The sequence below is a fragment of the Arthrobacter sp. zg-Y1143 genome, assembly GCF_030125565.1.
Taxonomy (GTDB): Bacteria; Actinomycetota; Actinomycetes; order Actinomycetales; family Micrococcaceae; genus Arthrobacter_B.
Genome location: NZ_JASKLW010000004.1, coordinates 387,210 through 400,749 on the forward strand (window position 1 = coordinate 387,210; position 13,540 = coordinate 400,749).

7 protein-coding genes are annotated in these 13,540 nt (G+C 64.2%); 5 read left to right on the plus strand and 2 right to left on the minus strand.

Features of this window, described 5'->3' with window-relative positions; all coding sequences use genetic code 11:
* Positions 1–15 precede the first annotated feature (15 nt).
* Positions 16–3,876: an FtsK/SpoIIIE domain-containing protein gene (locus QNN98_RS05915; protein ID WP_283996577.1), complete on the minus strand. Its 3,861-nt coding sequence runs from the start codon at positions 3,874–3,876 to the stop codon at positions 16–18.
* Between the two features lie 454 nt (positions 3,877–4,330).
* On the opposite strand from QNN98_RS05915, the gene QNN98_RS05920 reads away from it, so the two are divergent.
* From QNN98_RS05920 to QNN98_RS05940, 5 genes are all read left to right on the plus strand, one after another.
* Entirely contained in the window at positions 4,331–6,391 is a 2,061-nt protein-coding gene (locus QNN98_RS05920; RefSeq protein WP_283996506.1) for an acyltransferase family protein, read from the plus strand.
* A gap of 98 nt (positions 6,392–6,489) precedes the next feature.
* Positions 6,490–7,677, plus strand: coding sequence for a UDP-galactopyranose mutase (gene glf, locus QNN98_RS05925; protein WP_283996507.1), 1,188 nt, complete (start codon positions 6,490–6,492; stop codon positions 7,675–7,677).
* Complete coding sequence (locus QNN98_RS05930) at positions 7,674–9,677, plus strand: glycosyltransferase (protein ID WP_502864598.1); 2,004 nt, start codon at positions 7,674–7,676, stop codon at positions 9,675–9,677. Before glf ends, QNN98_RS05930 begins: the two co-directional genes overlap by 4 nt.
* Before the next feature lie 22 nt (positions 9,678–9,699).
* The gene (locus QNN98_RS05935) at positions 9,700–10,569 is read left to right on the plus strand and encodes an ABC transporter permease (RefSeq protein ID WP_227924966.1); all 870 of its coding nucleotides are present in this window, start codon (positions 9,700–9,702) and stop codon (positions 10,567–10,569) included.
* A gap of 3 nt (positions 10,570–10,572) precedes the next feature.
* A complete protein-coding gene (locus QNN98_RS05940; RefSeq protein WP_283996508.1) occupies positions 10,573–11,301 on the plus strand; it encodes an ABC transporter ATP-binding protein in 729 nt (242 codons plus the stop codon).
* A gap of 285 nt (positions 11,302–11,586) precedes the next feature.
* On the opposite strand, the gene QNN98_RS05945 is transcribed toward QNN98_RS05940, so the two are convergent.
* Positions 11,587–13,521: a DUF6541 family protein gene (locus QNN98_RS05945; RefSeq protein WP_349643213.1), complete on the minus strand. Its 1,935-nt coding sequence runs from the start codon at positions 13,519–13,521 to the stop codon at positions 11,587–11,589.
* Between the last annotated feature and the right edge of the window lie 19 nt (positions 13,522–13,540).

A 13,540-nucleotide genomic window follows, 5' to 3' on the forward strand; every position in this document is an offset into this window, starting at 1 on the left:
ACCCTGTCAAGGTCCTCATTCGTCCCGATAGGCCGTCTGGGCTTCCACGGACTGTGTTCCTTCCACTAGGAAGCATCTGCCCGGAGGGCGCCTAAGCGCGGTATCAATCCGGATGCCGAAGATATCCCCGTCCACGGGCGACGCGGGACACAGGAGTGCTCCCCGCGGTGCCGAACGGACCTGCAGGGCCAGTGGAACCCGGGCCGTCAGCTGCGGTCCGGATGCGGCTGCCAGCACGACCCGCGCGCCCTGTGACTGCAGCTCGGCAAGCCTGCGGTGGACCGGAGCCGGCAGCAGATCAGCGTCATCGACCAGCAGCAGCAGGCGGTGGACCAGGCCGGTTCCGGGCGCCGCCAGGAACGCGTCGAGATTTTCCTGGAAGTCCGCGGCACTGTTTCCGGAAAAAACATCCAGTGACGGATGTGCCGCCCGCTGCATCTGGCGCAGGAAAGATGTGCGCCCGGACCCGGGCGGGCCGGCCACTAGGAAAACCGACCCCCGGGGGACCTGCGCCGCGGCCGTGCCCAGCTCATCTCCGCATAGACCCACTGCCACGGAATCGGTGCCGGGCTCCGCTGTCAGGCGATCCGGCGCAACGATCGCGGGCAGGGGCTCTATCCGGTGCGGGGGAGGGACCCCGTCAGGCAACCCGGGCAGCCCGGAGTGCGGCTCCTGTCCGAGGAGCTGCGCGGCAAGGCCTTCCGCCGTTCCGATCCGTCCCTGGACCAGGGCGCGGCCGGTGATGCGGTCCATGGCCGGAAGCCGCGGCCACAGCAGCAGCGTCTCTGCGCTTGCATCTGCGGGAAAAAACAACCGGTTGGGGATGAGCGGGAAAAACCGGGAATTGAGCAGTTCCCGCTCACCGGCGATGACTACGCATATACCCGCCCGTTCTCCGTCCCGGACGAGGTCCGCCAGGTCATCTTCGCCCGCCAGGCCCCGCCCCGAACGGAAGGCTGTGCACCAGCGTGCCCATCCGGAAACTACGAGGGTAATCTCGGCTGCCCGGGAAGTGTGGCTTCCGCCGGCGGTGGCGCCTCCGGCCGAAGCCATCCGCGCCACTGCTTCACCGGCCAAAAAGGCGAGCACGCGTGCTGCGCGTTTCGTGTCCTGCGGGCCCACATAAGCGCCTGTCTGCCCGGCACCTGCCAACCAGGCGAGGCTGCCGTCAGCGTCGAGGATATACAGGTGCCGGCCTGGTTGGGCCGCCACCAGTCCGGAGGTGACCAGTTGCAGGCAGTCGGATGTTCCGGCCCGCGGCGAACCGAGTACCGCCAGATGGGAGTCGGTGCCCGGATGCCAGGACAGTTCCCGTTGATTCTGGTTTTCAGGGTCGTCCAGCAGCCCGAGCAGGACTGTCCCGGCGGGGGAATTGCCGGGCACCGCCGGTTCAGCCGCGCCGATGCCAACTAAACCGGTCACAGCCGATGCCGCGGCTGTGTGCGCATTGAGCCGTTCCCGGGAGAGGGCACGGGGGAGCGGCTGCAGCACCGGGCGGAACGGCGACGGGTATGCTCCCCGCTCCGCGGCTTGGCAAACCGCGGCGCAGTATCTTCGCAGTGCATTCGGCGACGGAGCGGCCTGCTCCCGTGCCCCCTCCTGCTGGGCGAGGAGATACGCCGCCAGATCCGTCACGGCAACGCTGCCGGTGCCGGGGCGCTGGGCGGTGGAAAGGGACTGGAAGGCCAGCGGTTGTCCGCCGCCCTTGGCGACAAACGCCCGGCCGGGCAGGGCAGCCGGGATGGCGGCAGCACAGTCGGAACCGAGAATGTCCCGGGATTCTGCGGCGGACGAGACCCGCAAGGCAATGGTGGTGGCAATGTTTGCCCGGATGTCGCTGGTCAGTGCTCCCTGCGGCCGCTGGGTTGCCAGCAGCAGGTGCAGGCCGAGGGACCGCCCGATGGCTGCAATGCGCATCAACTCCGGCAGGGCTGCCGGTACCTCGTCAGCCAGCATCCGGAACTCGTCAACCACCACCAGCAGGCGGGGAAGAGGCCCGGCAGCCCCCGGACGGAGATTGTAGGCGGCCATGCTGTCGGCTCCGGCTCCGGCAAAAAGGGCTTCGCGGCGCCGTACTTCCGCCCGCAAAGACATAAGCGCCCTGGCCACATCCCCGGCGGACAAATCCGTCAGCAGGCCCACAGTGTGCGGCAGGCCGCCCAGCGGTTCCAGGCCCGAGCCGCCCTTGAAATCGATCAGCAGGAAGGTGACGGCGTCTGGCGGGTGTCCGGCCGCCAGCGCCGCAATGAAGCTGCGCAGGAACTCTGATTTGCCCGAGCCTGTGGTGCCCCCCACCAGGAAATGGGGGCCGTCCTTCTGCAGATCCAAAGTGACGGGGCCGTCCGCAGCCATACCGACAACTGCCGCGGAGCCGGCTGTCCCGAGCTTCCAACTGCGCAGGATGTCGTCGGGTTCGGAGGGGTGGTGCATACCAAAAGCCGCCAGCTCCGGCACCCGGGCGATAGCGGCGGAAGGAGCCGGACCGGCGCCGCAACCGGCAGCCCGGGACGCGGCCAGCGCCCGGCTGAGCCGTTCGAAGGTTTCCGGGCGGACCAGGTCCGGTATGAATTCCAGGGTGTTGGTGCCGTCGGCAAAGATGCCGCGGAGGGAAGACATGGAGACGGTGACCGCTGCCGGACCTCCGCCGAGCCGGACGACACTTGTATGTTCGCGGAGGGTATCCGGCAGGGCGGCCAACAGATCCCCGGCGTGCTGCGACCAGCCGCCAGTCAGGCAGAGGGCAAGCACCGTTCCGGCCCCAAACCCGGCATCCTTATGCAAGGCGGCTATCCTGGCGCCGGCAGAGGCAGCCCGGGCAGCCGAGGCTTCCGGCAGTGCCGCGAACGTGACGCCGGGGAGGAAGCGCGCGGCCGGTTCCAAATCCGCACTGCTGCCTGCACACACGATGTGCAGGGTGGATCCGGACGCCTCGGCAGAAGCGGCCTGCAGCAGTATCGTCCGGCATAGTGCCCCGGCATCCGGTCCCCGCAGGCAGATATCCCGGTCCCTGCCGAGCCGGAGGATTACGGGCGCGTCGGGGAGTACCGGAGCAACAAAGCGGGAGCTGGGCGGGACCGGCACCAGGTTGGCGGGCTGAGGAGCCGTTCCAATGCGGACCGGGTAGCAGGGCCCGGCATCGTCCGCCTGGTGGAGCGCCAGGCCGGGCGGCGCAGCAGACGTAACCGGAGCTGAAGGTCTGCCGAAGGAACCCTCAACAGTCCCAAGTACGGCGGCCAGTGCGGTGGTTCCCGGGTCCGGGGCCGCCAAGCGGCGTCCCCGGGCGTCCTCTCCGGCAGCCTCGTCTATGGCCCTGGTCTGTTCCCTGCGCCGCCGGCGCGCGCCAGCTGCACCAAGCAGTGCGGTTACGGCCGAGAGTCCGCTGAACGCCAGGAACATCCACATCCCGGTGGCCAGGGCCAGGACCACTCCCAGAATGAGCGGCAGCAGTGCTCCGACGAGCAGTAGGCCGCCTTTCTGCCCCTGCTCGGACAGGTGCACGGTTTGCGGCTCGAAAGGATCAGTGCGTGCTGACTCCGGGTCCGGAGCGGCAGAGGGCACCGCCAGCCGGCATGAACTGTAACCGAACCGCAGGGTGGAACCGGTGTCCACCACGGCCGCATTCACCGGCCTGCCGTCTACCCAAGTGCCGTTGGCTGAGCCTTGGTCGCGGACCTCCACCGAGTCCGTTCCGACAACGAGAAGGGCGTGCTTGCGCGAAAGCGCCGGATCCGCGATGGCGATCCGAGGCGCCGTGTTAACGGCGGTGCCCGTTCCGGATCGGGACCGCCGGCCGACCTCATAGGAACCCCGGTGCAGCGCCGTAACGGAACCTGAATCCGGACCGCTGCAGACAACCAGCAAGAGGGGAGCGTCCATCACTTGCGGCGGGTGCGCTTTGCCCGGAGACACTGCCCCGCTGGGCAGAGGCGGGGACCAGATGACGACGGCGCCGTTAGCGAAAGGGGAGCGGCCCGGCACCAGATCCTGGAGGAGGACACCGGCAATCCTGAAGGTTCCGGGCCCATACCGTTTCACCAGCACAGCGGCAACAGCGCAGCCGCCTAGTCCATCCGTGACCTCTATTACTATTTCCCTGGAAATGCAGCGGTCCGGTTGGAGGTTTATCTCCGCCCCCGGAACGGCGGCTAGTGTGACATGAAGCAGCAAGGCTCCTCCTTTCCTGCAATCTGCCAGCAGGATTGCAGGCGTTTGTTCCGCGCGGCACTACGGGCAAAAAGGGGCGGGGAAAGGCGCAGCAGGTATGCGGCCTGGGGAGGACGGGTTCCGGCCCGCAGTAAACTGCTGAGGAAGGCCATCCTGAAAGGCAAGATTGACTCGCTTACATACTGCTCTCGGTTCCGCTCCCGCTGATGCGGCCAGCGGACCGGAAAAACGCGCCTACCGGCCCGATATCCAAGGCCTGCGCGCGTTGGCGGTACTCATGGTCGTGTGCTACCACGTGTGGTTTGACCGGGTGTCCGGCGGTGTGGACGTTTTTTTGCTGATTTCCGCGTTCCTGCTCTCGCTGTCATTCATCCGGAAAGCCGAAGACGGCCGCGGCATGCAGCTGCGCTCGTATTGGGTCCACGTTTTCAAGCGGCTGCTGCCTGCGGCCGCCCTTGTGATTTTGGGTACGCTGCTTGCGACGGCGTTGTTCGTGCCCCGCAGCAGGTGGGCAGATCTGCTCGAACAGGCATGGTCCTCCCTTCTATACGTCCAGAACTGGACACTGGCCGCCGGAGCGGTGGACTACTACGCGGCCGACCGCAGCCTCGCCAGTCCGTTCCAGCACTTCTGGTCCCTCTCGGTCCAGGGACAGGTCTTTATTCTCTGGCCGCTGCTTTTCGCGCTGTGTGCGGTGATCGCACGGGTAACCAAACTGCGGTTCCGGACGGCGGTATTGGCCGTTTTCGGACTGGTTTTCGTCCTGTCCCTGGCCTTTTCGGTCAGCGAAACCTACACCAATCAGACGCACGCCTACTTCGATACCCGGACACGCCTGTGGGAGTTCGCCTTCGGTACCCTGCTCGCGTTGGCGCTGCCGTACCTGAAGCCGGGCAAGACCCTCAGCGTCGCCGCCGGGTGGTTGGGACTGGCCGCAATCCTGACCGGCGGGTTCATTCTGGACGTACAGGGGCAGTTCCCCGGATTCGTCGCGCTATGGCCCTTGGTGGCCGCGGCCCTGGTGATCGTTGCTGGTCAGGGAACCACCCGCTTCGGCGCAAACCGGCTCCTTTCATGGGCGCCGCTGGTCCGGATGGGTGACATGTCCTATGCCCTGTACCTGTGGCATTGGCCGATCCTGGTGATCTGCCTGGTGTATCGGGGGCGGACGAGTGCCGGACCGTTCTCCGGGACGGCGATCATCGCGGTCTCGTTGCTCCTGGCATATCTGACGACCCGGTTCGTGGAGCGTCCGCTTCGCAGGATGGACTGGGCCCAGCGGCGCCCGCTTCACGGCGTCGTCGTTATGGCGGTCTGCGCTGCACTCGTGGCCGTGCCCGTGGCGTCGTGGCAGACCTCGCTGCGGCTGCAGTCCGAAAAGCTGCTGGCCCAGGCCGACCGGAACAACCCGGGCGCAATCGCGCTGGACCCGTATTTCACCTATGAAGGCGACGCTGACGCGGCTATCCTGCCGACACCGGAACGGGCCGGGTCGGACTTCACCCCGGTCAAGAACGAATGCTCAGGGCGTTATGCTCCCGCAGCAGGTGAACTTGCGGGCAGCAACTGCTCGGAAGTCGTTGTCCCGGAAAATCCGGAGAAAGTCGTAGTGGCCGTGGGCAACAGCCATGTACAGCAGTGGCTTGCTGCCCTGGCGCCGATATCGGAGGAACGGAACTGGGCGCTGATCGCCCTGCTTCAGGGCGGTTGCCAGTTTGAGTCGTACCGCGATACGTACGGTCCGGAGTGCAACACCCGCAATGAAGAGGCAGTGAAGTACATATCCGAGCTGCATCCGGATGCGGTAGTTACGACCGCCACCTACGGTATCGATGTGCCGCCGTATGAAATCCTCCCGGGCGGTTTCCCCGAGGTTGCCCGCACCATCTCCGAGCGCGGGATCAAGATGATAGGGATCCGTGACAAGCCACGGCACAGCTTGGACATGGCCCAATGTCCGGAGATGTACGGTGTCGACGACGAGCGATGCAATCCACCGTATGAGAGCGTCCGGAATGTGGAAGAGCACGTTCTGCGGACCGCCGGCGATGCTGTACCCGGGATGGGCCTGATCGACCTGGACGACCTGACTTGCCCACGGGGCGTGTGCCCTGCGGTCATTGGAAACGTGCGCGTCTATCTGGACAACAACCACCTGTCCAAGACCTATGTCCAAACGATGGCGCAGCAGTTTGCGCCGAGGTTCCTGGACGCCGCCGGGTGGTGACTGAGCCTGTCGAAAATGCCTGAAGCCGAAATCTCGGATAACCTTGACCGTCGGGTGCCTGCCCGGTTGGGGCGTACCGGAAATATACAGGAGTAAATGTGAACGTTGACCTCGTCGTCGTAGGGTCGGGCTTTTTCGGCCTGACCGTAGCCGAGCGTGCCGCCAAGGAACTGGGACTGAAGGTCGCTGTTTTGGACCGGCGCCACCACATTGGCGGCAACGCCTATAGCGAGAACGAAGCGCAGACGGGCATTGAAGTGCACCGTTACGGTGCGCACCTGTTCCATACCTCCAACGAGCGGGTCTGGGAATACGTCAACCGCTTCACCGGCTTCACCAACTACGTGCACAAGGTCTACACCAGCCACAAGGGCGAGGTGTACTCCATGCCCATCAACCTGGGCACCATCAACCAGTTCTTCCGCGCTTCCATGGGGCCGGCCGAAGCGAAGGCACTGATCCAGGAACAGGCCGGCGAGCTGGCCGGCACGGACCCGGCGAACCTCAACGACAAGGGCATCTCCCTTATCGGCCGCCCGCTGTACGAGGCATTCATCAAGTACTACACCGGCAAGCAGTGGCAGACCGATCCCAAGGACCTGCCGGCCGAGATCATCAGCCGGCTGCCCGTGCGCTACAACTACGACAACCGGTACTTCAACGACAAGTATGAAGGCCTGCCGGTTGACGGCTACACCGCATGGATCGAGCGGATGGCCGACCACCCCAACATCCAGGTGCACCTGAAGACGGACTTCTTCGACGACGGACACGAGTTCTCCCGCAACAACACAGTGGGCCAGGTCCCGGTCATCTATACGGGCGCTGTTGACCGGTACTTTGACTACGCCGAAGGAGACCTGTCCTGGCGCACCATTGACCTTGAAGAAGAAGTCCTGCCGATCGAGGACTTCCAGGGCACGTCGGTCATGAACTACCCGGACGAGGACGTCCCCTACACCCGGATCCACGAGTTCCGGCACTTCCACCCCGAACGGGATTACACCAAGGACGCCACGGTGATCATGCGTGAGTTCTCCCGGTTTGCGGAAAAGGGCGACGAACCGTACTACCCCGTGAACACCGCCGAAGACCGCTCGAAGCTGCTGGCCTACCGGGACCTGGCCAAGGGCGAAAACTCGGTGCTGTTCGGCGGTCGCCTGGGCACCTACAAATACCTGGACATGCATATGGCCATCGGATCGGCGTTGTCGATGTTCGACAACAAGATCAAGCCCCACTTCACCGGGGGCGCAAAGCTGGAAAGCGGAGGAGTCGACGCGTGAGCAACGACATAGTGGACGAGGCAGGCTACCTGCCCGGTATAACGACGGCACGTGCGGAGGACGCCAGCCCGGCGGCGCTGCGCGTGCTGCAGCGCGTTGTCCTGCCCAAAGACAAGGACCTCGACACCCTTCCCCTCTATATCGACAGCGATACCGGCAAGGGCGGACTGGACCCGGAGAGCAGGCGCCAGCGGGCACCGATCGCTGCTGCCGTCCGCAAGCTGCACCCCGAGGACATCCTCAGCCGGTCTTCGGTCCGTGTCCGCTCGGGCGAGCGTCTTTCCTTTGGCTCGTACTTCAACGCATTCCCTGCCAGCTACTGGCGCCGCTGGACCACCGTGGAGAGCGTCATCCTCCGGGTGGGCACCGTTGGCGAAGGCACGGTCGTGGTTTACAAGTCCAATGCCCGTGGTGCTGCCCAGCGCGTGGAGTCACGCCAGGTCACCGGCACCGAAAGCTCCGTCTTCAACCTCACGCTGGCTCCGTTCGGCGACGGCGGCTGGTACTGGTTCGACCTCATTGCGGACTCGGACGGCATGCGGCTGGAATCGGCCGACTGGAGCGCCGCATCCGACAAGCCGGCCGGAAGCGTCACGCTGGGCGTCACAACCTTCAACCGTCCCGATTACTGCCTGAACACCATCAAGGCCATCCAGTCCGACGCCGGCGTCCTCGAGATCCTTGACGAACTGATCATTGTGGACCAGGGCAACCAGAAGGTTGCCGACGAGGCCGGTTTCGACGACGTGGCCAAGGCTATGGGCAGCCAGCTGCGGATCATCATCCAGGGCAACCTGGGCGGATCCGGCGGCTTCGCCCGCAACATGAGCGAAGCGGTCAAGGAGGGACGTTCCGACTATGTGATGCTGCTCGACGACGACATCATCGTCGAAACGGAAGGCATCCTCCGGGCCGTGGCGTTCGCGGATATGTGCCGCAAACCCACGATTGTGGGCGGGCACATGTTCGACATGTACAACAAGTCCGTGCTCAACGCCTATGCCGAGGTAGTCAACCAGTACAAGTTCCGCTGGGGACCGGTGGAGGGCCTGGCCAACCACGACTTTGCGCTGGAAGGCCTGCGTTCCTCGTCCATCCTGCACCGCCGCTGGGATGCCGATTACAACGGCTGGTGGATGTGCCTGATCCCGACTCGGATCATCCGCGAGATCGGCCTGTCCTTGCCCGTTTTCATCAAGTGGGACGACGCCGAGTATTCCCTGCGTGCCCGATCCATGGGATACGCCACAGTTTCGCTCCCCGGAGCGGCAGTCTGGCACGTTTCCTGGGCCGATAAGGACGACTCCGTGGACTGGCAGGCCTACTTCCACGAGCGCAACCGGCTTATCGCCACGTTGCTGCACTCCCCGTATGCCAAGGGTGGACGTATCCTGCGCGAGAGCATGAACACGGATGTCAAACACTTGTTCTCGATGCAGTACTACCCGCAAAAGGCCCGCCTGATGGCCCTGCGCGATGTCCTTCAGGGACCCGAGAAGCTGCACGAATCGCTTCCGGCCATGATGCCGAAGCTCCGGGCACTGCGCTCGGAATTCACCGACTCCGTGGTCAAGCAGGATCCCGGTGCTTTCCCGGATCCGCACATGCGCAAGCCCCCGAAGAAGCCCATCAGCACTAAGTCACCGTCCCTGGTCTCCCTGGTTCCCTGGGCGGCCAAGACCATTTTGAAGCAGACCCTCCTTCCGGTTGCCCCGGAGTCGCGGGAAAACCCGCAGCTAGTGGTAGCAAACCAGGACAGCAAGTGGTGGGTCCTGTCCAAGCTGGACAGTGCCGTGGTGTCCAACGCCGACGGTACCGGTGCTTCGTGGTACCAGCGGGACCCGAAGAAGGTCCGGAGCATGCTGGCCGAAGCAGCGGGCCTCAAGGCGCAGTTGTTCGCAGAGTGGGAGCAGCTCAGCGCCCGTTACCGCGAGGCGCTGCCCGACATCACGTCCATGGAATCCTGGCAGCGGACATTTGATGAGAATCCTGGAAAGTAAGACAGCCACGGCGGGAATGCGCATGCAGGAAGAACTCATTGTTCCGGGCCAGCCCGGCAGCCTGAAGGACGTACTGCGGCACCGGTTCCTCCTGAAGCTTCTGGTCTCGAAGGAGCTCAAGGTCCGCTACCGCGGCTCCGTTCTTGGCTTGCTCTGGTCCTACGTCAAGCCGGGCATCCAGTTCCTGGTCTTCTACATCGCCCTGGGTGTGTTCCTGGGGCTGGAGCAGAGCCCGGCGAACCGGGACGGGCTGCCGAACTATGCGATCTATCTGTTCTCCGGGATTGTGCTGATCAACTTCTTCACGGAAGCCTTAGGTAATGCCTCGCGGTCCATTGTGGGGAACGGGGGGCTGATCAAGAAGATCTACCTGCCGCGGCAACTTTTCCCGGTTGCCTCGGTGTGGGTTTCCGGTGTGCACTTCGTACCGCAGATCGTAATCCTGATCGGCGCGTGCCTCTTCAACGGCTGGCGGCCGTCCCTGCTGCAGCTTGCCGCGGCAGCGGCCGGCTTCATCATCGTGGCCATGCTCGCCACCGGGCTGGGCCTGCTGTTCGGCGCCATCAACGTCTACTTCCGCGATGCGGAGAACCTTGTGGACATGCTGTTGATGGTTGCCACCTGGGCTTCCCCGGTTCTTTATTCCTGGAACATGGTGCAGTCCAAGCTGGGAGAGACCGTCTTCCACATCTACCAGCTGAATCCCATCACCGTCGGCGTGGAAACGTTCCATTACGCCTTCTGGCTTCCCACGACGGATAGTCCCGGGGCCATCCCGCCGCATCTGCTGTCCCTGTGGATCCCTGTCGCGCTGGTCGTTTCAGCAGCAGTACTGCTGCTTGGCCAGCTCGTTTTCCGTCGCCTTGAGGGCCGTTTCGCGCAGGAGCTGTGAACCGTGGCTAGTGCCATTGAAATCCATAACATCAACAAACAGTTCGTCCTGCGGCATACCCGCTCCATGAAGGAAGCCTTTGTATGGCTCGTCAAGGGGCGCAAGGGCGACCTTTCCGAGAAGTTCCATGCCCTCAAGGGGGTCTCGCTCAACGTTGAACAGGGTGAGACCGTAGCCCTGCTGGGCCTGAACGGCTCCGGGAAGTCCACGCTGCTGAAACATATTTCCGGCGTGATGCGCCCCGACAGCGGGACCGTGGGAACCCGCGGCCGCGTCGCCGGCCTTATTGAAGTGGGCGCCGGGTTCCACCACGACCTCAGCGGCCGGGACAACGTGTACCTGAACGGGGCGATTCTCGGTATGACCGAGGATGAGATCAACGAGAAGTTCGACTCAATCGTTGAATTCTCCGAAATCGGCCAGTTCATCGATACCGAGGTGAAGTTCTACTCCTCCGGCATGTACCTCCGCCTGGCGTTCTCGGTGGCGGTGCATACCGATCCTGAGGTCTTCCTCGTGGACGAGATCCTCGCCGTCGGCGATGAGCCCTTCCAGCGCAAGTGCATCGACAAGATCAAGGAGCTCGCGGGGGAGGGGAAGACGCTGGTAGTTGTCAGCCACGATCTTGACCTGGTTTCGCGTATCTGTGAGCGGGGAGTGCTCCTGGAACACGGTGAAGTGGTCATGGACGGGCCGGTACGCGACGTCGTTGACCGTATGCGCGGCAACTGACGCATGGGGACGGTCTGTCCGCTGTCCGACGGGTAAGCCGTTCTACAGGGCAGAGACAAGCCAGAGAAGGAAGAGCCTGCCGGATCCCGGCGGGCTCTTCTGTCTTTTGGGGCAGCGTTCGGGCGGGCCGGGGTTATGCGCGGGGGTTGCGGCCGGTCGTTTGCCTAGCCGTGTGCAGGGCGGTACGAGCCTGCATGGGCCCGACGACGGCTGGCGCGGTTAAACGCGCCTGGCCTGACCGCTGTCATCATCAGCGGCAGGCCAGGCGCAGGGGTGGTGCGGGTGTTAGTCGCAGCCGGTGATCTTGTAGAGATTCGCCTCGGGACCGGTGGACTTGACCAGTTCGAAGCCGGATTGTCCGGCCAGGTCCATGACGCCGGCGTATTCGTCACCTGTTTCGGACAGTCCACGCGTCCCGAAGTCGAGTACATATTCGACGTTCTCGTCCTCAAGCGCCATGCACACCTCAGGACTGAATTCGGCCAGGTCTTCGGAGATGAGGATCCGTTCGGGATCATTGCTGGCGAACATGTGCGGGGTCAAGACGTCCCGGCCGCCGAGGGCATACGCCAGGGAACTCCCGTTGGCGGGATTGTCCGCAATAACGGCTCCGTCAGGCACGTACCCGTCAATGTCCTCGACCAGGTCACGCTCGGCCGGCGAAAGCAACGGGGAGGATTCGTTGAAGGCATACACGGGCATTGTGAACTTGATGTACTCCTTCACGGGACCGAAGTACCCCAGCAGCGCCATGCCCACTGTCAGGACAACAAGGGACAGGAAGCGTAGGGGACGCGCGGCGGTCCAGCGCTCCTCCAGCCTGTGGGCCGTACGTTCAGGCAGGGCGGCGCGGATCCACTGAATGATCGCCCAAGCTCCTACAGCCCCCAGCACGGTAGCGAATACCGGAAGGAAAGCCGCCAGGCGGTTCGTGTCCTGGTACCAGTTGCCCGTCAGGAAGTTGCGCAGGAAACCGCGTTCCTGGGAGGCATCCACGACGTAGAACCAGATGGCCAATGCGTAACTCACGATCAGCCAGCGGTGCTTCCGGACCTGGAACAGGTAAACGACGCCCGAGATCGTCAGGACGGTCACGAACCAGTTGGCGGGGGTGCCCATGGGGCTGTTGGTCAGTGCCTCCCCGATAGCGCCGCCGGTGGTGGTGTAGGGAGCCCAGGAGTCGTAGAAGGCGGGCCGGAGGAAGAGCCATAGGAGTGTCACGGCGACAGCGCCGAGGACCGACAGCACGCCGAAAACGGCCACTTTGGATGTGACGCGCGGCCGGGCGAGGCGCTGCCTGAACGCACCCCACCAATTCTGCAGGATAAGCGGCAGGGCGAACACCAGCAGGGCGTTGACGACACTCATGTGGGCGGTTGAAGCTCCGGCCAGGGCAAGCAGGAATGCAATCCACCAGGACCGCTGCAGGTGCTGGTCCTCGTCGAGGCCGGCCCCCCGGAAGAGACGTACAACTATGCCCAGCAGGAGCGGCAGCATGCTGGTAGCCAGGGTGTTGGGGAACAGCGGGCCCCAGACGAGCAGGAGGAACGGAAACGCGATCTGTGAGGCGGAGAGCACGCCCGCAGCCAAGGAGATAAGGGCGTTGTTGCCAAAGACGCTGCGTGCAAAAAATACGCAGGAGAGGGTCCACACAAGGCTGGCGGCAACAATGTTGATCGAGTTTTCCGCCAGCGGGACGCTGGAGCCGGTCACTTCCACGGTCAGCGCGGCAAAGGAGTGCCATACCGCGGGATACACGCCTCCCATGTCTTCGTTGCCCAGGCCACCCATGGTGAGCGAGGAAGCGTTTCCGCTTTCCACCACGTACCGGATGGCGTTGAGGTGGAACACGTTGTCGAAGTTCTGTGCGAAGTTCTCGGGCTGGGCGATCAGCTGCATAAGCCGCCTGGACACCATGGCTGCCGCTACCGCAACTGCCGCCAGAGGCGCCACTATGCCGCGCCACGCATTCGGGGCACCGCCCTCGGGGGTTCGCTTACGGGGCACTGCCTTGGCCCCGATGGCAGTGGCAATCCAGCCCGCAACGCACGTCAGGACCGTGCCTCCGGCATAGACCCATACCGACCACGCAATTCCAACGATGTCTGCGAGGATGCCGAAAACGCCTACAACGGCCGCGGAGAATGCGGGTGCAAGCGCAAATGCCGAGAATCCACGGAACCTGAGCGCCAAAGCGACGAGGAAACCGGGTAATAACACCAGGCCTGCGGTCGCCAGA

Bases quoted from the DNA above. Each gene is read 5' to 3' on its own strand.
- QNN98_RS05935 (WP_227924966.1), top strand. From the start codon at position 9,700: ATGCAGGAAGAACTCATTGTTCCGGGCCAGCCCGGCAGCCTGAAGGAC.
- QNN98_RS05915 (WP_283996577.1), bottom strand. From the start codon at position 3,876: ATGGACGCTCCCCTCTTGCTGGTTGTCTGCAGCGGTCCGGATTCAGGT.